Annotated in this window: 22 protein-coding genes and 2 tRNA genes; 22 read left to right on the top strand and 2 right to left on the bottom strand. The window is 60.3% G+C overall.

Going from position 1 to position 16,691, the window contains the following annotated elements; translation table 11 throughout:
• The 14 genes from POI8812_RS17690 to POI8812_RS09560 all read left to right on the top strand — a co-directional run bounded on the left by POI8812_RS17690 (position 1) and on the right by POI8812_RS09560 (position 9,174).
• Positions 1–165 (top strand): hypothetical protein, encoded by a 165-nt coding sequence (locus POI8812_RS17690; RefSeq protein ID WP_162845000.1) that lies wholly within the window; start codon positions 1–3, stop codon positions 163–165.
• Complete coding sequence (murA, locus tag POI8812_RS09620; protein WP_108782323.1) at positions 158–1,432, top strand: UDP-N-acetylglucosamine 1-carboxyvinyltransferase; 1,275 nt, start codon at positions 158–160, stop codon at positions 1,430–1,432. The genes POI8812_RS17690 and murA overlap by 8 nt, the downstream gene beginning before the upstream one ends.
• Positions 1,425–1,895, top strand: a complete 471-nt coding sequence (locus POI8812_RS09615) for a DUF2948 family protein (protein WP_108782322.1) — start codon at positions 1,425–1,427, stop codon at positions 1,893–1,895. The genes murA and POI8812_RS09615 overlap by 8 nt, the downstream gene beginning before the upstream one ends.
• A gap of 127 nt (positions 1,896–2,022) precedes the next feature.
• Positions 2,023–3,330: a histidinol dehydrogenase gene (hisD, locus tag POI8812_RS09610; RefSeq protein WP_108782321.1), complete on the top strand. Its 1,308-nt coding sequence runs from the start codon at positions 2,023–2,025 to the stop codon at positions 3,328–3,330.
• A gap of 61 nt (positions 3,331–3,391) precedes the next feature.
• Positions 3,392–4,024, top strand: a complete 633-nt coding sequence (locus tag POI8812_RS09605; protein WP_108782320.1) for a hypothetical protein — start codon at positions 3,392–3,394, stop codon at positions 4,022–4,024.
• 131 nt (positions 4,025–4,155) lie between these two features.
• Positions 4,156–4,623 (top strand): UPF0262 family protein, encoded by a 468-nt coding sequence (locus POI8812_RS09600; RefSeq protein ID WP_108782319.1) that lies wholly within the window; start codon positions 4,156–4,158, stop codon positions 4,621–4,623.
• A complete protein-coding gene (locus tag POI8812_RS09595) occupies positions 4,623–5,069 on the top strand; it encodes an arsenate-mycothiol transferase ArsC (protein ID WP_108782318.1) in 447 nt (148 codons plus the stop codon). The genes POI8812_RS09600 and POI8812_RS09595 overlap by 1 nt, the downstream gene beginning before the upstream one ends.
• A 69-nt stretch (positions 5,070–5,138) precedes the next feature.
• Positions 5,139–5,753 carry a LysE family translocator gene (locus POI8812_RS09590; protein ID WP_108782317.1) on the top strand — a complete coding sequence of 205 codons (615 nt, stop codon included), beginning with the start codon at positions 5,139–5,141 and terminating at the stop codon, positions 5,751–5,753.
• Between the two features lie 84 nt (positions 5,754–5,837).
• Positions 5,838–6,056 (top strand): translation initiation factor IF-1, encoded by a 219-nt coding sequence (gene infA / locus POI8812_RS09585; protein ID WP_108782316.1) that lies wholly within the window; start codon positions 5,838–5,840, stop codon positions 6,054–6,056.
• A gap of 1 nt (position 6,057) precedes the next feature.
• Positions 6,058–6,636: a Maf family protein gene (locus POI8812_RS09580; protein WP_108782315.1), complete on the top strand. Its 579-nt coding sequence runs from the start codon at positions 6,058–6,060 to the stop codon at positions 6,634–6,636.
• Entirely contained in the window at positions 6,633–7,679 is a 1,047-nt protein-coding gene (locus POI8812_RS09575) for a ribonuclease E/G (protein WP_108782314.1), read from the top strand. The genes POI8812_RS09580 and POI8812_RS09575 overlap by 4 nt, the downstream gene beginning before the upstream one ends.
• The gene (locus POI8812_RS09570; protein ID WP_108782313.1) at positions 7,676–7,858 is read left to right on the top strand and encodes a DNA gyrase inhibitor YacG; all 183 of its coding nucleotides are present in this window, start codon (positions 7,676–7,678) and stop codon (positions 7,856–7,858) included. The genes POI8812_RS09575 and POI8812_RS09570 overlap by 4 nt, the downstream gene beginning before the upstream one ends.
• Before the next feature lie 78 nt (positions 7,859–7,936).
• Positions 7,937–8,011, top strand: a tRNA-Phe gene (locus tag POI8812_RS09565).
• 176 nt (positions 8,012–8,187) lie between these two features.
• Positions 8,188–9,174, top strand: coding sequence for an Ldh family oxidoreductase (locus POI8812_RS09560; protein WP_108782312.1), 987 nt, complete (start codon positions 8,188–8,190; stop codon positions 9,172–9,174).
• A 16-nt stretch (positions 9,175–9,190) separates the two neighbouring features.
• Here the strand turns inward: POI8812_RS09560 and POI8812_RS09555 are convergent.
• Positions 9,191–9,280: transfer RNA gene (locus tag POI8812_RS09555), tRNA-Ser, on the bottom strand.
• Positions 9,281–9,536: 256 nt separating this feature from the next.
• Between POI8812_RS09555 and rplU the strand changes: the two genes are divergently transcribed.
• The 8 genes from rplU (at position 9,537) to POI8812_RS09515 (ending at position 15,673) form a co-directional block, all read left to right on the top strand.
• Positions 9,537–10,133, top strand: coding sequence for a 50S ribosomal protein L21 (gene rplU / locus POI8812_RS09550; RefSeq protein WP_108782311.1), 597 nt, complete (start codon positions 9,537–9,539; stop codon positions 10,131–10,133).
• Between the two features lie 12 nt (positions 10,134–10,145).
• Entirely contained in the window at positions 10,146–10,415 is a 270-nt protein-coding gene (rpmA, locus tag POI8812_RS09545) for a 50S ribosomal protein L27 (RefSeq protein ID WP_108782310.1), read from the top strand.
• Positions 10,416–10,501: 86 nt separating this feature from the next.
• Positions 10,502–11,020, top strand: a complete 519-nt coding sequence (locus POI8812_RS09540) for a GNAT family N-acetyltransferase (protein WP_108782309.1) — start codon at positions 10,502–10,504, stop codon at positions 11,018–11,020.
• Positions 11,020–11,553: a GNAT family N-acetyltransferase gene (locus POI8812_RS09535; protein WP_162845001.1), complete on the top strand. Its 534-nt coding sequence runs from the start codon at positions 11,020–11,022 to the stop codon at positions 11,551–11,553. The genes POI8812_RS09540 and POI8812_RS09535 overlap by 1 nt, the downstream gene beginning before the upstream one ends.
• Positions 11,550–12,590, top strand: coding sequence for a GTPase ObgE (gene obgE, locus POI8812_RS09530; protein WP_108782307.1), 1,041 nt, complete (start codon positions 11,550–11,552; stop codon positions 12,588–12,590). The genes POI8812_RS09535 and obgE overlap by 4 nt, the downstream gene beginning before the upstream one ends.
• Positions 12,578–13,693 (top strand): glutamate 5-kinase, encoded by a 1,116-nt coding sequence (gene proB, locus POI8812_RS09525; RefSeq protein WP_108782306.1) that lies wholly within the window; start codon positions 12,578–12,580, stop codon positions 13,691–13,693. The genes obgE and proB overlap by 13 nt, the downstream gene beginning before the upstream one ends.
• A gap of 158 nt (positions 13,694–13,851) precedes the next feature.
• Entirely contained in the window at positions 13,852–14,409 is a 558-nt protein-coding gene (locus tag POI8812_RS09520; RefSeq protein ID WP_108782305.1) for a hypothetical protein, read from the top strand.
• A gap of 4 nt (positions 14,410–14,413) precedes the next feature.
• A complete protein-coding gene (locus POI8812_RS09515; RefSeq protein ID WP_108782304.1) occupies positions 14,414–15,673 on the top strand; it encodes a glutamate-5-semialdehyde dehydrogenase in 1,260 nt (419 codons plus the stop codon).
• Positions 15,674–15,752: 79 nt separating this feature from the next.
• On the opposite strand, the gene mepK is transcribed toward POI8812_RS09515, so the two are convergent.
• The gene (mepK, locus tag POI8812_RS09510; RefSeq protein WP_108782303.1) at positions 15,753–16,319 is read right to left on the bottom strand and encodes a peptidoglycan L,D-endopeptidase MepK; all 567 of its coding nucleotides are present in this window, start codon (positions 16,317–16,319) and stop codon (positions 15,753–15,755) included.
• Positions 16,320–16,691: the final 372 nt, after the last annotated feature.

Here is a 16,691-nt window from a genome sequence, read left to right as displayed (position 1 = left end):
ATGAGCGAGCGAAATAAAACCGAAACACAGGCCGAACGGGCCGCGCGGGAGAAGGCCGAACGTCTTGCCGAGGCATTGCGGGCCAATCTCAAACGACGCAAGGCGCAGGCACGCCAGCGTGACGGTGCGGACACGTCCGGCAATAAGGGGCAGAGCAATGGATAAGATCGTCGTGCGTGGCGGAAACGCGTTGAACGGGGAAATCCCGATTGCGGGGGCCAAAAATGCCTGTCTGACCTTGATGCCTGCCGCCCTGCTGAGTGCGGAGCCCTTGACGCTGACCAATGCGCCGCGGCTTAGCGATATTCGCACGATGACCCAGCTGTTGCAGTCGCTTGGTTGCGAAGTGGCGGCCTTGCAGGATGGTAAGGTGCTGGCGATGGGCTGTGAGGCGATCACGAATGAGGTCGCGCATTACGACATCGTTCGCAAGATGCGGGCCTCGATCCTGGTGCTCGGGCCGATGCTGGCGCGGATGGGAAAGGCCACGGTTTCCTTGCCCGGCGGCTGTGCCATTGGCGCACGGCCGGTTGACCTGCACCTTAAGGCGTTAGAGGCGATGGGCGCGAAGATGGATTTGCGCGATGGCTATGTCTACGCAACCGCCGAAGGCGGTCTGACGGGCGGCGAGTACGAATTTCCCGTGGTTTCCGTTGGCGCGACAGAAAACGCCCTGATGGCCGCAACACTGGCCAAGGGCACGACAGTTCTGAAAAACGTGGCGCGCGAACCGGAGATCGTCGATCTGGCTGAGTGTCTGATTGCCATGGGGGCAAAGATCACCGGGCAGGGCACCTCCACAATCACGATTGAGGGCGTCGAGCGGCTGCATGGTGCGACCCACCGGGTCGTGACGGATCGGATCGAGCTTGGCACCTACATGCTCGCGCCAGTGATGACAGGCGGCTCGGTGGAGTGTCTGGGCGGGACACGCGATCTTGTCGGCGCCTTCGTGGACAAGCTGGAGGAATGCGGTGTCGAGGTTGAAGAGACGGCGCGCGGTTTGCGGGTCACGCGGGATGCGGACAAGCCGCTCAAGCCGCTTCACGTCGTGACAGAGCCATATCCGGGTTTCCCCACGGATCTGCAGGCGCAGATGATGGCCATGTTGATGCTGGCCGATGGTGAGAGTGAGCTGGAAGAGACGATTTTCGAGAATCGCTTCATGCATGCGCCAGAGCTTCAGCGGATGGGTGCCGATATTCGGGTGCGGGGCGGAACGGCCCACGTACATGGTGGCAAGCCGCTGCGCGGTGCGCAGGTGATGGCGACGGATCTGCGTGCGTCAGTGTCGCTGATTCTGGCTGGATTGGCGGCAGAGGGTGAAACCTCTGTCAGCCGGGTCTACCATTTGGATCGTGGATACGAGAAGCTGGTTGAGAAGCTGAGCGCCTGTGGCGCGGACGTAGAGCGGGTGAGTGAGAATGGTTGAAGACGCACGGTTTGAGGATGGGGGCGAGGCGCCGCTGCGCCTGATGGCGGCAGATACTCAGGATCTGACGGTTCTTTCGGCCCTTGTGCAGGACGCGGTGGCACAAACATCGGAGATGTCGTGGAAACCCGCGCGACGCCAATTCGCCCTGCTGCTCAATCGCTTCCGGTGGGAGTATCACGCGGGGCGCCCCGGCCAACCGGCGGAGCGGGTGCAGTCTACGCTCGTGATTGATGACGTTTTGGCCGTGCGCTCGAACGGGGTTGACCCCTCCGACAAGGATATGGTCCTGGCAGTGCTTGCTGTCAGCTTTGCCGAAGGTGAGGACGGTACGGGCACAGTCTCGCTGATCCTTGCGGGTGATGGGGAGATTGCGCTGGATGTCGAGGCGCTCAATGTCACGATCACGGATGTGACACGGCCCTACCTCGCCATTTCGGGAAAGGCGCCGGATCACGCTTAACCGAGTGCGCCTGTGCCGTCTTTGATGGGGCAGGGGCGGACAAAGCGTCGCGACTGTCCCCGCGTCGGTTGCTTGCCCCCCATGGCCGGGCGCGATAAGCCCACGGCACCGCAACAAGAGGTGCACTATGCCTGTTTTCCTGTCCCACGATGACGCCGATTTCGATGCACAGTTCGAGGCGCTGCTGCATATGAAACGTGAAAGCGACGCGGATGTGGATGCGGTTGTGGCCGATATCATCGCAGATGTGCGCAATCGCGGGGATGCGGCGGTGCTGGAGCTGACCGCGAAGTTTGATCGGATGGAGTTGGGCGCCGATCAGCTTGCCTTCACATCGGAGGAGATGGACGCCGCAATCGCTCAGGTGCCCGAGGCGGAGCGGGCGGCGCTTGAACTCGCGGCGTCCCGCATTCGTGCCTATCACGAGCGGCAGTTGCCCCAAGATGCCCGTTGGACCGATGAGGCAGGGGCCGAGCTCGGCTGGCGCTGGAGCGCTGTCGATGCTGCAGGTCTCTATGTGCCAGGTGGGCTGGCGTCCTATCCATCCTCAGTGTTGATGAATGCCATTCCGGCGCAAGTCGCTGGTGTCCGGCGGCTGTGCATTTGTGCGCCGACGCCCGATGGGCTGGCCAATCCACTGGTCCTGCTGGCCGCCCGTCTGTCCGGCGTGGACACGGTCTATCGCATTGGCGGGGCGCAGGCGGTTGCGGCGATGGCATATGGCACCCAGACGATTCAGCGGGTCGACAAGATTACAGGGCCTGGCAATGCATTTGTCGCGGCAGCCAAGCGGCGTGTGTTCGGGCAGGTTGGCATCGATATGATTGCCGGTCCGTCCGAGATTCTGGTGATTGCGGATGCAAACAACGACCCGGACTGGATTGCCGTCGATCTGCTGTCACAAGCCGAGCATGATGAGAGCGCTCAGTCCATTCTGATTACGGATGATGCAGGTTTCGGGCAGGCCGTGGCGGCGGCGGTCGACGCACGATTGCAGACGCTGGAACGCGCCCACATCGCCGGTCCGAGCTGGCGCGATTTCGGGGCCGTCGTTGTCGTCCGCGATATGGCGCAGGCCGTGGAGCTGTCGGACCGGATCGCGCCGGAGCATCTGGAAATTGCCTGTGATGATGCAGAAGGTATCGCGGCCAAAGTCAGACATGCGGGTGCAATCTTTATCGGCGCATGGACGCCCGAGGCGATTGGCGACTATATCGGCGGCCCGAACCATGTCTTGCCCACGGCCCGGTCCGCGCGCTTCTCCTCCGGGCTCTCCGTTCTGGACTTCATGAAACGGACCACGCTGGCGCGAATGACGCCCGAGGCGCTGGCCGCGATCGGTCCAGCGGCCGAAACGCTCGCCATCTCGGAAAGCCTAGAGGCCCATGGCCTCAGCGTTCGCGCACGGCTCGACCGGCTGAATACAGAAGCGTGATCGGTAAAAGGTCGAACCGCCTCATGCGCGGCGTCGCAATCAATGATCGGACTATACTGAGATGGCTGACTATCTTTCGGCACTGCTGACAACAGTTCGCGAGGATTATGCCATTGTTTGGCATGGTCTCTTTTGCGTCTATGGAATGGTCATGCTCTGCGGCGGTTTCGCTCTCAAGCGCTGGCTTGTGACTGTGCCTCTTTGTGCCAGCATGGTCGTCTTGCTTTTGACCTCCGATATTGCGGACACCCCTTTCGCCGCCTTGTTTTTCATTGGTCTAGGACTCGCGATGGGGTGGTACCTTTCTATCCTACTGACAGTCACGCTTCCTGCTATGGCAGTTATGCTGAGTTTTTTGGTGCCGGTTATGTATCTTATGCATGAAAGCGGGTCCTTTGAGGGCGAGGATACAAGAGTCGTGTTCGCTGTCGTTCTCATCGCCGTCGCGTTGGTTGCCACGGCCGTTTATTACCGAGTCTATGCGTATCTCACCATGCTATGGCTTGCGCTTCTCGGAGCAGTGATAAGCTGCTGGCATAGCTTCATTATCTGGAGGGCTTGGACGGACGGCATATGGTTGGGAGATGAGGTTCTCGAAGAGATCCCTGACTCAGGTATTTATGTCGTCTTGGCCGCAGGCTTTCTGGGTACACTTATTCAGGTATTGATCCATCGTGGGCGGGTCGTGACGTGAACAGCGTGTCACTGCTCGACACTGACGTATGAGCAGGTAATCTGTCGCCAATAGCGTGATGCAAAGTGGTTTTTGAATGCGGTGGATCACGCATGTTGCAGGCGTGGGACGCATTGAAGTGAGGGCGGGCGATGAGCCATCTGGTGAAAGTTAACCTTGATGATGCTGGCCTGCCGCCACCAACGCCTGAAATCGAGCAGGAGCGGAAGGTTGCCCTTTTCGACTTGCTGGAGGGAAACAATTTCACGCCGGTCGGGCATGAGGCTGCTGGGCCCTGGGTTTTGAACCTGTCGATCCGGGACAAGCGCCTGGTTTTTGAAATCAATGATGAGGGGGAGGCTCAGGCCGGTGCGTTTCATCTCTCGCTCAGCCCATTCCGTCAGGTCATCAAGGATTATTTCCAGATCTGTGAGGCCTATTTCGACGCCGTGAAGAAGCTGCCACCTGCCCAGATCGAGGCCATCGATATGGGACGTCGGGGCATTCACAATGAAGGTGCTCGCATCCTCGAAGAACGTCTGGACGGGAAGGTGAGTGTTGATCACGACACAGCCCGGCGGCTTTTCACCCTGATCTGCGTGCTGCATTTCAAAGGGTGATGGAGGGGTTGCCCACATCGGTTTTGTTTTGCTGCGATCACAACGCGGTCCGCTCTCCCATGGCGGAGGGTTTGATGAAGAAGCGGTTCGGGCAGCGCATCTACGTTCAGTCCGCCGGCGTGCGCCATGATCAGGAGATTGACGGCTTCTCCATTGCCGTCTGCGACGAGATCGGGATCGAGTTGGGGCGGCATCGCTCACGCTCGTTCGAGGAGATGGCGGAGTGGGGCGACGATCTGGGCGCATTTGACATGATCGTCGCCTTGTCACCGGCCAGCTTGCGCCATGCGCATGAGCTGACGCGGACGAGCGCTGTAGAAGTGCTTTATTGGCCGATCATGGATCCGTCGGGGCTGGCCGAGAGTCGTGAGGAAAAGTTGCAGCACTATCGCAACGCTCGCGATCAGATCGACGCAAAGATCACCGAGACGTTCCGCGAAGATTGACCTTGCATGGTGCCTTGGTGCTGTGGCTTGGTTTGCGCCGTTGTGCACATCTGATGCGGAGATAGACCTATGGCGTTTGAAATCTGGCTTGCCTTTGCAATCGCCTCTGCCGTTTTGGTGGCCATTCCGGGGCCGACCGTGGTTTTGGTGGTGTCCTGCGCACTGGGATCGGGCAAGCGGTCCGCGCTCTATACCGTTCCGGGGGTGGCACTTGGCGATCTGGTGGCCATGGTGATCTCGCTGGCCGGTGCGGGGGCGGTGCTGGCGGCCTCTGCCACCGCGTTTACTGTGCTTAAGGTGGTGGGCGCGCTCTACCTGATTTGGATGGGTTGGGGGCTGTTGAAGGCGAAACCAACCTCCATCGACGCGACGCCGATGCCGGGCAAGCGACTGTTCCGCGACAGCTTTCTGGTGACGGTATTGAACCCGAAAGGCATCGTCTTTTTCATTGCCTTCGTCCCGCAGTTCATTGATACGACCGCCCCGCTCTTGCCACAGACAACGCTGCTTGTGGCGACGTTCGTGGCACTTGGCGGCCTGAATGCGGCCCTTTGGGCGCTGGCCGCGGGGACGATGCGGGATCGTCTGGCCGGGCCGCGCGCGCAACGGGTGATCGCACGCACGGGGGGTGTTTTCCTGATCCTTGCCGGTCTGGTGACGGCACTGACGCGGCGGGTGGCTTGATTTCCCTGCAAATACGTCTCATATGAGCGGCGCGCGGGGTCAGTGCTTGACCCAGACGGAACTGAAATCCACTTCGGAGAGACCATGGCCAAGGAAGAACTGCTCGAATTTCCCGGTGTCGTGACCGAACTTTTGCCCAATGCGACATTCCGCGTGAAGCTCGAGAACGGCCATGAAATCATCGCTCACACTGCTGGCAAGATGCGCAAGAACCGCATTCGCGTGTTGGCCGGTGACAAGGTGCAGGTCGAAATGACCCCCTATGATCTGACCAAGGGTCGGATCAACTATCGCTTCAAGTAAGGTGCGGCTGACGCTGGCGTCCGGCTCTCCGCGCAGGCGGGAGTTGCTGGCGCAGATCGGCGTCGTGCCTGACGCCATCATTCCTGCCGATATTGACGAAACCCCGTTGGGCGGTGAGTTGCCGCGTGCCTATGCCGCACGCCTTGCCGCTGAGAAATCGGCTGCTGTGGCGGCTGAGGGGTTGGTTCTGGCCGCTGATACGGTGGTCGCGGTCGGGCGTCGCATTCTGGGCAAGCCATCGGACATGGCCGAGGCGGAGCAGTTCTTGCGCCTCCTCTCTGGCCGGCGGCACAAGGTCATCACCGCTGTTGGGCTGCGCGCGGAAGGCCAGTATTGGCACCGTGAAGTGGAGACGGCGGTGAAGCTCAAGGTGCTCTCTCATACCGAGATCGCAGCCTATCTTGCCTCGGGCGAGTGGCAGGGCAAGGCCGGTGGCTATGCTATTCAGGGCATCGGTGGGGCCTTCGTGCCCTGGATCAATGGCAGCTATACGAATGTCGTTGGATTGCCCCTGACCGAAACCATGAACCTTTTGCAAGGTGCGGGCTATGTCGTGCCGTTGGATGGAGAGGCCGTATGAAAGGCCGTGTCGTCGCAATTGAGCCGCGCCCGGACGGGGCGGGCGATCAGGTCGCCTTGATGGTTGACGGTCGGCTTGAAGACTTGCTGATTGATCCACCCGAAGGGGGCGCGCCGAGTCCTGGTGCGATCTATCGTGGCGTGCTTGACCGTCCAATGAAGGGTATGGGGGCCGCGACCGTTACGCTGGGCAATGGTCAGAAGGGCTTTCTGCGCGATGCCAAGGGCATTTCGCCGGGGACGGCACTGCTGGTCCAGGTGACCTCGCATGCGGAGCCGGGAAAGGCCGCTCCTGTGACGCCGCGCCTGACGTTCAAGTCACGCTATGCCATCGTCACGCCGGGCGCGCCGGGCCTGAACGTGGCGCGCAAGATCCGGGACGAGGAGGAGCGCGAGCGCCTCGATCTGATCGCGCGTGAAGAGATGGAGGGCGCTGCCGGTCTTGGCCTTGTGCTGCGGACGGCCTCCGACGGAGCAGATGAGGACGCGATCCGCGCGGATGTCGCCGAGATGCGAGCGCTCGCCGAACAGGTGCTTGCCGATCCCGGTCGTACCGCGGAGCTCTTGGTAGAGGGTCCGGGGGCGGCGCTGGTTGCCTGGCGCGACTGGTCAGAGCCCGCACCGGATCTCGTTGCGGATCAACCGGGTAGCTTTGACGCATATGGGGTCTGGGACGCAATTGATGACGTGCAGCGTGCCCGTGTGCGATTGAAATCGGGTTGGATGATGGTGGAGCCGACAACCGCGCTGATTGCCATCGACGTGAATACGGGCGGGGATCTAAGCCCGGCGGCGGGTTTGAAAACGAACCTCGCCGCCATTGCCGAACTTCCGCGCGCGCTGCGCCTGCGGGGCCTTGCCGGGCAGATTACGGTGGATTTGGCGCCTGCGACGAAAAAGCAACGGATTGAGCTGGAAGCTGCGTTTCGCCGGGCGTTTCGCAATGATCCGGTCGAGACCCGTTTCATTGGATGGACACCGCTGGGGCATGCCGAGCTTTTGCGAAAGCGGGAACGCCTGCCACTGCGCGAGGTTCTGGCATGAGCTGCCCGATCTGTAGTGCTGCCTCTGCTAAGAGCTATCGCCCGTTCTGTTCGAAGCATTGCGCAGATGTGGATTTGGCCCGGTGGTTCAATGGCGCGTATGCCGTGCCGGCAGAGGAAGAAGATCAACCGGATGAGGTGGAAATCCGCCCTGCATTCCGCGGCGATGATGATGTCTGAATAAACCGCAAAATCCCTCTGGACACCCCCCGCGCCTTTGCCTAAACACCCCTTACCCGACGCACAGCGTCACCCGATGCCCGGGTAGCTCAGGGGTAGAGCAGCGGATTGAAAATCCGCGTGTCGGTGGTTCAAATCCGCCCCCGGGCACCATTTAATTTCATGATCACCCAGCATTGTATTCGTCTCGATATTGCGCTGACGTTTTTGGTTTGCCGTATGTGATAGGGCGGCTCGCGACCCGGTGGGGTGTATTGTCTGGTTGCGTCCCGTTGTGATCTGCACGCATGGTTTGAGCGGATAGAACAGGTTCGCGGGAGGGCGCAGTCATGCCAGCAGTATCACTGGATGAGATTCGGCAGGTTACAGTCACTGCACTGGAGCGTCATGGCGCCGCGCCCTGGATTGCGGGGCATGTTGCAGATGCCGTGCGCAAGGCCGAGGCGGTCGGCAATAAGATCTGTGGCCTCTACTATCTTGAGAGCTATTGCCAGCAGCTGAAAACGGGCCGGGTCGATGGAACGGTTCAGCCGGAGGTCACGCGCACCAAGCCCGGTGCAGTGACAGTCGATGCACGATTTGGGTTCGCGCAACCGGCTTTCGCCAAGGGCCTACCTTTGGCGATTGAGGCTGCGCAAGCGTGCGGCGTGGCAAGTCTGGCGGTTGGGCACGCGCATACATGCACATCGCTTGGCTATTTCACGGAACAGATTGCACGGGCCGGCTTGATCGGGCTTGGGCTGACAAATGCCTCTCCGATCGTTGCGCCGCCCGGCGGAAAAACCCGTGTCATCGGAACCAATCCGATCGCGTTCTCTGTCCCGGACGGGCAAGGCGGTGTTGGGATGCAGTTCGATCAGTCCACCACGACCGTGGCGCTGGGGAAGATCACGATGGCCAAGGCCGCCGGCGAGGCGATCCCCGAGGGTTGGGCCGTGGACGCAGATGGTTTGCCAACAACTGATCCTGTGGCAGCGCTGAGCGGATCTCTGGTCAGCATGGGCGGTTATAAGGGATGGGGGTTCGGCTTGATGGCCGAGGTGCTTGCCGCCGGTCTTACGGGGAGTGTGGTGAGCCGTGATGTGAAACCGCTGAAGGCGCCCGAAGGGCCACGGCATGATCTCGGCCAGTACTATCTGCTGATAGACCCGAAGAACGCGCCTGATTTTTTCGACAAGTTCGCGGCGATCTCTGACGGGGTTGCCCTTGACCCCGGTGCGCGCATGCCCGGTCAGGGCAAGGTTGAAACGGACCCTGTGCAGTTGGAAGACGCAATCTGGACGCAGACCCGCGCGCTGGCTGGTCTCGAAGGGTAGGCAAAACGGTTGAATGTGGCGGAGAGACAGGGATTCGAACCCTGGGTCCCCGTGAAGGGACAACGGTTTTCGAGACCGCCCCGTTCGACCACTCCGGCACCTCTCCGCGATGCAAAGGGACAGCGCCCTCTGGTCGTGGCGGGGTGATAGGGCAGGGCGGATGCGGGTGCAAGCGGAAATCCCTGTATTGCGCTTGACTTGCCGTGCATCTTCGCTGATACGGGCGGCTCTTGAGGTGAGGTCCGTCGGACTGCGCCCAAGACTTATGTGAATCAGCCCCTCTGGGGCCGCTGTTCGAAGGTATCAACGCTGCATCACGTGTGCAGGACCTGAGGGACGCGAAAACCAAAAGGACCACGCGCATGTTTGCGGTGATCAAGACTGGTGGCAAGCAGTATAAAGTTGCCCAGAACGATGTTCTGACCGTTGAAAAACTGGCCGGTGAAGCTGGTGATGAAGTCCGCTTTGGCGAAGTCCTGATGCTCGGCGGTGACACCGTCACTGTCGGCGCACCGTTTGTCGATGGTGCCGCTGTCGTTGGTGAGCTGCTCGAGCAGGGCCGCGGCGAGAAAGTGATCTCCTACAAAAAGCGTCGCCGGAAGCACTCCTCCCAGCGTCGCAAGGGGCACCGTCAGTACATCACCAAAGTGCGCATCACTGACATCCTGGCAGACGGCGCATCCAAGCCCGCAGCCAAGAAAGCTGCCGCACCGAAGGCGGAAGCCGCAGCACCTGCAGCAGATGCACCGGCTGAGACCGACGATCTGAAGAAGCTGTCGGGCGTTGGTCCGAAGCTCGAAGAGAAGCTGAACGCAAATGGCGTATTCACCTACGCTCAGATCGCGGCTTGGACCGAAGAAGACGTGGCTGCGATGGACGAGAAGCTGTCCTTCAAGGGCCGTATTGAACGTGAAGGCTGGATCGATCAGGCGAAAGCCTTGGTCGCCGATGCAGAGTAAGGAGAGAGACGAATGGCACATAAAAAGGCAGGCGGTTCCTCCCGCAACGGTCGCGACTCCGCTGGACGTCGCCTCGGCGTGAAGAAGTTCGGTGGTGAAGCAGTCATCCCGGGCAACATCATCGTGCGTCAGCGCGGCACCAAGTGGTGGCCGGGTGAGAATGTCGGCATGGGCCGTGACCACACCATCTTCGCAACAGAAGAAGGTGCTGTGAAGTTCCACAAGGGCCTCAAAGGCCGCACGTTCATTTCCGTGCTTCCGGTGGCGGAAGCGGCTGAGTAAGCCACTCCACCCGGACGAGACTTTTAGAGGGGACCGGGAAACCGGTCCCCTTCTTCGTATCCGCACCCGAAAACGGGAGGTGCCCCATGCTGCCACCGATGATCGAGACAGAGCGACTGACCCTGCGCCCACTGCGTGCGGCTGATGCGGGGCCGATTTCGCTCTATGCAGGTGACATCCGGGTTGCCGGGTCCGTGGCGCGCATTCCACACCCCTATCCGCCGGGTGCGGCTGAGGCTTATATCGCCCGTGCCCTGCGCGCCGATGGGGATGAGATGATCTGGGCGATGGATGCGACATGCTCGGACGGGGCGGACATGTTGGGCTTTGTTGCCCTGCGCAAGGACGGCTCGGTCGGGTACTGGGTTGGCCCGCCGTTCTGGAATCTTGGTTATGCGCGCGAGGCACTGGCGGGCGTCGTAGGCTATGCGCTCGACAATGGCTATGCGCGGCTGACGGGAGAGGTGTTCCAGACCAACGAACGGTCTGCGCAAGTGCTGATTGCCTGCGGCTTCCGCTATACCGGGGAGGGCAGCACCTTTGCGCTGGTCCAAAATGCGGTCGTGCCCACTTGGACCTATGAGTTGTTGGCCGGCCAGGAATGATGCCGCCGCGGATTGAGACGGCGCGCCTGCTGCTTGATCCGTTGAGGGCCGACGATGCCGCAGCGGTGCGCAACATTGTTGTGCAGCCCAATGTGGGCCGGATGCTGTTTTTGTTCCCGGCGAATTGGAGCGTTACTTCCGCCGGGACATTCATTGCCCGGTGGCAGGATTTTGACGCCGGGCGCTATCGATTGGCGATCCGGCATCGTGGGTTTTTGATCGGCTCCGTCGGTGTCTATCGGGCAGAGCCTGCGGCGCGGCCTGACATCTTTTATTTCCTCGATCCCTCGGCAGCGGGGCAGGGCCTTGCGACTGAGGCCGTTTCCGGGTTTCTGGGGGACGTGTTCGACCGTCTTGCACCCGAATCCATTGGGGCAGATGTGTTTACGGATAATCCCGCGTCGGCGCGTGTGTTGGAGAAACTGGGCTTTTTGCGGCACGGTCACGGGATGGGTCAGAGCGCGCAGAGGGTTGAACCTGCCCCCGTCTGGCTTTACCGCCTGTCCCAAGCCGATTTCGGAGCAATGAAATGAAATTCCTCGACCTTGCTAAAGTCTATATCCGCTCAGGCAGCGGCGGGAATGGCTGCATATCCTTCCGTCGGGAGAAATATGTTGAATATGGCGGACCTGACGGCGGCAATGGTGGACGTGGGGGCGACGTCATCGCCGTTGCAGTCGATGGACTGAACACGCTGATCGACTATCGCTATCAACAGCACTTCTTTGCGAAGAACGGTCGCCCCGGCGAGGGACGGCAAAAGACCGGCGCGGATGGCGATGATATCATTTTGCGCGTTCCCGTTGGCACAGAGATCCTCGACGAAGATCAAGAGACCGTTTTGTTCGACCTGACCGAGGTCGGGCAGGAGGTCATCATTGCGAAGGGCGGCAATGGTGGCTTTGGCAACCTGCACTTCAAAAGCTCTACCAATCAGGCACCGCGCCGCCGGAATCCCGGCCTCGACGGTGTTGAGCGGACCATCTGGCTGCGCCTGAAGCTGATTGCGGATGTAGGCTTGCTGGGCCTGCCGAATGCGGGTAAGTCGACATTCCTTGCGGCGACGTCGAACGCGCGGCCTAAGATTGCCGACTATCCGTTCACCACGTTGCACCCCAATCTGGGCGTTGTCGGCGTGGATGGGGCGGAGTTCGTCATTGCGGATATTCCGGGCCTGATCGAGGGCGCGCATGAGGGCAAGGGGATCGGTGACAGGTTCCTTGGCCATGTGGAGCGCTGTGCGGTGTTGCTGCATCTGATCGATGGCACGTCCGATACGCTGGAAGAGGACTACCGCACAGTCATTCATGAGTTGGAGCAATATGGCGGCGGCCTTGCCGAGAAGCCCCGTGTCACAGTCCTGACCAAGGCGGACTCTTTGGGCGATGAGTTGATCGAGATGCAGCGTGCAGACCTTTCTGCAGCGATTGGCATTGACGTCCTCGCCATGTCGGCGGCAGCGCAGATTGGTGTGACCGAGGTTCTGCGTGCCCTGCGCCAGCAAATTTTGGACCGCAACGCAGCGGAGCGTGCGGCCCTGGAAGGGGAGCCGGAACCTTGGCGTCCGTAAACCCGCTGCATTCGGCCAAGACTGTTGTCATCAAAATCGGTTCTGCCTTGCTGGTGGATGGCGTCAGTGGCGGGCTGCGGGAGAGTTGGCTCGCAGGTCTGCTTGCCGATGTCGCGGCCCTTCGGGCAGCTGATGTGAATGTCGTGCTGGTCTCGTCCGGCTCCATCGCGCTGGGGCGGGGCGTCTTGCAGCTACCGCTCGGCGCGCTTCCGTTGGAACAGAGCCAAGCCGCCGCAGCCGTCGGGCAGATCCGCCTTGCCCGTGCCTATGAAGAGGGTTTGCGACCGCATGGGGTGCACACCGCCCAAGTGCTCGTAACGCTGGAAGATAGTGAGGATCGTCGACGCTATCTCAATTCCCGTGCGACGCTGCGCACGCTCTTGGGGCTCGGCGTGGTGCCGATCGTCAATGAAAACGACACCGTGGCCACTGATGAGATTCGCTATGGTGACAATGATCGCCTGGCAGCGGGTGTTGCCGCACTTGTCGGTGCGGATGCGCTGGTCCTGCTGTCCGATGTCGATGGGCTTTACACCGCCAATCCACGGCAGGACGCGGATGCGCAGCATATCCCGGTCGTCGAACAAATAACGCCCGACATTATGGCGATGGCCGGTGGAGCAGGCACCGCTGGCGCCAAGGGCGGAATGAAAACCAAGGTGCTGGCGGCAGAGATAGCGCTGAGAGCGGGATGTGCCATGGCCATCTGTCTGGGTGACCGGGATCGGCCCCTGACGGCGCTGAAAGAGGGCGCGCGGACTACCTGGTTCCTTCCCACTGCGGATCCGGGCCGTTCGCGCAAGCTTTGGATCAGTGCCATGGTCGCCCGTGGGCAGATCGTCGTGGATGCGGGTGCCGCCGCGGCACTTGCGAAGGGCAAGTCCTTGTTGCCCGCTGGCGTGAGGCAGGTCACAGGCCGGTTTGGGCGTGGCGACGCGATAGATATTGTGACGCCAGATGGCGGGATCGTATGTCGTGCTATTGCGGGCTATGATGCTGATGAACTGTCCAAAATCGCCGGTGCGCAGAGTGGAGAGATCGAGGCGTTGCTTGGTCATCCGGGGCGGGCGTTCGTTGTTCATCGAGACGATATGGCGATCTGACACGCCTTGGGGTTGAGACTTTTAGTTCCAACTCGGCGTAACGGCGAGAAAACCGTGTTTTTTTAAAGTTCTACGCCGATTTCAGACCTGTTCTGGCAAATCTGTATGCTAGCGTCCGTCAAATTCTGTCTTGAAACAGTCATAACACGGTCATTTTCATGCGTGCGTCGAACAGAATCTCGGTCGCTTTCAGTTGCTTGCTCAGCCTTGCGGGGTGCTATGGGGCCAACCAGGTCTTCTTTGCATCGTCGACTGGCGGCGGAGGGGGCCATGTCGTCATCATGGGCGCGGCCCCGCTGGTCCCCCTTGAAGGCGCGGAGGTATCATCGAAGAAGTCGATCCCGGCCCTGCTTGCCGATCATCAGGTCATATCGACCTTCGAGACGCAATCGGTTGCCAATGAGGTGACCATGGAGCGGCTTTGCTCTGCTCATGAGGCGCACCCTGATTTTGCGCTGCTGACACGTTCCCCCACCTTGTCGGAGATCCGGCGGTGTGAGCGGGCGGGGATCAACATCTCCGCAGATCTTCTGGCGACAAATGATGGTGAGTGGGTCGGCTATTCCCCATTTGAGCAGGTTTGGATTGCCTACATCCCGGGTGAAATAGAAAACCTGCCCAGTGCAGCACGGGCAGTCGAAGCCTTGCGTTACGAGTTCGGGACGCTCATAGAAGGCAGCGAATACGCGGAGGTATTCGTAGCACGCCGGGGATAGCGCGATGAAAGACATGGATGTGCGCAATGAGATGATTGCGATTGGCAAGGCGGCACGTGCCGCATCGACTGTTCTGGCCTCCGCCCCAGCACCACAAAAGCAACAAGCACTCGAAGCCGCCGCTGATGCCGTCTGGGCGGCGCGCGATGCAATTATCGCAGCGAACGCAAAGGATATGGAGTTTGGTCGCGATAAGGGGCTGTCGGCCGCAATGCTGGATCGGCTTGCTCTGGACGAGAGCCGGATCGAGGGGATCGTTCAGGGGCTGCGAGCCGTTGCCGCGCAGGATGACCCGGTGGGAGCCGTAATCGCGGAATGGGATATGCCGTCGGGGCTCAACATCAAGCGGGTTCGAACGCCGATCGGGGTAATTGGCGTGATTTATGAGAGCCGTCCAAATGTCACGGCGGATGCGGGTGCATTGTGCCTGAAGTCGGGCAATGCGGTGATCCTGCGTGGAGGCTCGGAGAGTTTCCATTCGTCTGCTGCGATCCATGCTTGTCTTGTTGACGGGCTCAAGGCCGCGGGGTTGCCGGAGGCTTGTGTGCAGATCGTGCCGACCCGTGATCGCGCAGCCGTTGGTGAGATGTTGGTTATGACCGACCATATCGACGTGATTGTTCCGCGCGGAGGCAAAGGTCTGGTCGGGCGGGTTCAGTCGGACGCGCGTGTTCCTGTGTTCGCCCATCTGGAAGGCATCTGTCATGTCTATGTCGACGCATCTGCCGATCTGGAGAAGGCACGGGCCGTGGTCTTGAACGCCAAGACGCGGCGGACGGGAATTTGCGGATCAGCGGAGACCCTGCTTGTTGATCGTGCTTTCCTCGAACGATCTGCACCGATCATCGAAGACTTGCTGAGTGCGGGTGTCGAAGTACGCGCCCGCGACGCGATTGCTCAGATGGACGGAACGGTCCCGGCGGCGGACGAGGATTTCGGGCGTGAGTTCCTTGATATGATCATCGCAGCCACGGTTGTGGACGGCGTTGATGGTGCCATTTCGCATATTCGCACTTTTGGGTCCGAACATACGGATGCGATTATTGCCGAGAATGATGCGGTCGCGGATCGCTTCTTCAAACAATTGGATAGCGCGATCCTGATGCGGAATGCCTCGACCCAGTTTGCTGATGGTGGGGAGTTCGGCATGGGGGCAGAGATTGGTATTGCAACAGGCAAGCTGCATGCGCGTGGACCTGTCGGGGCAGAACAACTGACCTCGTTCCAGTATCACGTGACTGGAAATGGGACCGTCCGGGCCTGATCAGAACGACAATACAGCTAAAAAAATTATGGCCCGGTGGAACTCCACCGGGCCTTCTGCGTTTCTACTGTAACGGACGTTAACCGCGCCACGTGCGGACCGGGCCGCAGTCGAAGTGGACGAAGTTGGAGCGGTAGTAGCGACCGACGCCACCTGCGCCGCAGGCGACGCCCGCGTCGTACATGTTCTGAACGGACCGCGAGGACAGGCGCAGATCCGCAGCCATGGCGCGGGTGTGGTAGGAGTTGCGGGCAACACCGCGGTTTGAGCGGCGCAACATCGTGTTCGTATTCGGGCTGCGATAGCCGGAAAGAAGCGTGTATGCCTCATCCGTCTCCATCATGCGTGCCGCTGCCGCCATGATGTCGATGGTGCGCACGTCGACTGCGCGCATCTCGTTCTGACGCCAATCCCTGAAGATGTAATTGATCTCATCGAGCACTTCGGGAATGTACTCCCCTTCCACCCAATACACGCTATCGAGGCGCTCGGATGTGCGGGAATTGTACAGCTTGATGGTTCGGATGTTGCCGGCGCCCGTCAGAACTGCGGGAGTGCTGGCGAAACTCGGCGCTGCGGAGATTGCGGCCATGCCCGCGAAGGCACCCAGCAATCCGCGACGCGAAAAAGCGTTCTGATCACTCATATGTAAATTCCTAAGTCTGTCCCAAGTTGGATGCGGTTGGTTCCGCTTCCTTGGGCAAATGTATCGCACATCACGTTTTTTCCGCCAAGTGGCAGTTGTGCAGCATTAAATTCTGCAAGAAAACGATATAAGAAACCGGGACGGCGTCCCGATGTTCACATTTGTTCTGTTTTTAGCGGTTCTGTGTCGACGTTAACGGAACATCTGGCGGGAATTCGCCGAAACGGAGAATTTGTAGATGAGAGGTCGGCGGGTTTTTGCCATCTGACTGATGAGTTTGCGCGTTGCTGGAGGCCAACATAGTGTTACATATTTACCGCAAATCGGTGAGTGCGGCTGTTTTTGCAGCTATTTTGGGTTCGGTCAGCCTCA

This window comes from Pontivivens insulae, assembly GCF_900302495.1.
Classification (GTDB): Bacteria; Pseudomonadota; Alphaproteobacteria; order Rhodobacterales; family Rhodobacteraceae; genus Pontivivens; species Pontivivens insulae.
The sequence above is the reverse complement of the archived record's forward strand: the minus strand, read 5'-3'. Positions and strand labels throughout refer to the sequence as shown.

Bases quoted from the DNA above. Each gene is read 5' to 3' on its own strand.
- POI8812_RS09520 (WP_108782305.1), top strand. From the start codon at position 13,852: ATGCGTGCGTCGAACAGAATCTCGGTCGCTTTCAGTTGCTTGCTCAGC.
- POI8812_RS09605 (WP_108782320.1), top strand. From the start codon at position 3,392: ATGGCTGACTATCTTTCGGCACTGCTGACAACAGTTCGCGAGGATTAT.
- murA (WP_108782323.1), top strand. From the start codon at position 158: ATGGATAAGATCGTCGTGCGTGGCGGAAACGCGTTGAACGGGGAAATC.
- obgE (WP_108782307.1), top strand. From the start codon at position 11,550: ATGAAATTCCTCGACCTTGCTAAAGTCTATATCCGCTCAGGCAGCGGC.
- POI8812_RS09560 (WP_108782312.1), top strand. From the start codon at position 8,188: ATGCCAGCAGTATCACTGGATGAGATTCGGCAGGTTACAGTCACTGCA.
- mepK (WP_108782303.1), bottom strand. From the start codon at position 16,319: ATGAGTGATCAGAACGCTTTTTCGCGTCGCGGATTGCTGGGTGCCTTC.
- POI8812_RS09570 (WP_108782313.1), top strand. From the start codon at position 7,676: ATGAGCTGCCCGATCTGTAGTGCTGCCTCTGCTAAGAGCTATCGCCCG.
- hisD (WP_108782321.1), top strand. From the start codon at position 2,023: ATGCCTGTTTTCCTGTCCCACGATGACGCCGATTTCGATGCACAGTTC.
- POI8812_RS09515 (WP_108782304.1), top strand. From the start codon at position 14,414: ATGAAAGACATGGATGTGCGCAATGAGATGATTGCGATTGGCAAGGCG.
- POI8812_RS09595 (WP_108782318.1), top strand. From the start codon at position 4,623: ATGGAGGGGTTGCCCACATCGGTTTTGTTTTGCTGCGATCACAACGCG.
- rplU (WP_108782311.1), top strand. From the start codon at position 9,537: ATGTTTGCGGTGATCAAGACTGGTGGCAAGCAGTATAAAGTTGCCCAG.
- POI8812_RS09600 (WP_108782319.1), top strand. From the start codon at position 4,156: ATGAGCCATCTGGTGAAAGTTAACCTTGATGATGCTGGCCTGCCGCCA.
- POI8812_RS17690 (WP_162845000.1), top strand. From the start codon at position 1: ATGAGCGAGCGAAATAAAACCGAAACACAGGCCGAACGGGCCGCGCGG.
- POI8812_RS09540 (WP_108782309.1), top strand. From the start codon at position 10,502: ATGCTGCCACCGATGATCGAGACAGAGCGACTGACCCTGCGCCCACTG.
- POI8812_RS09615 (WP_108782322.1), top strand. From the start codon at position 1,425: ATGGTTGAAGACGCACGGTTTGAGGATGGGGGCGAGGCGCCGCTGCGC.
- POI8812_RS09575 (WP_108782314.1), top strand. From the start codon at position 6,633: ATGAAAGGCCGTGTCGTCGCAATTGAGCCGCGCCCGGACGGGGCGGGC.
- rpmA (WP_108782310.1), top strand. From the start codon at position 10,146: ATGGCACATAAAAAGGCAGGCGGTTCCTCCCGCAACGGTCGCGACTCC.
- infA (WP_108782316.1), top strand. From the start codon at position 5,838: ATGGCCAAGGAAGAACTGCTCGAATTTCCCGGTGTCGTGACCGAACTT.
- POI8812_RS09535 (WP_162845001.1), top strand. From the start codon at position 11,020: ATGCCGCCGCGGATTGAGACGGCGCGCCTGCTGCTTGATCCGTTGAGG.
- POI8812_RS09590 (WP_108782317.1), top strand. From the start codon at position 5,139: ATGGCGTTTGAAATCTGGCTTGCCTTTGCAATCGCCTCTGCCGTTTTG.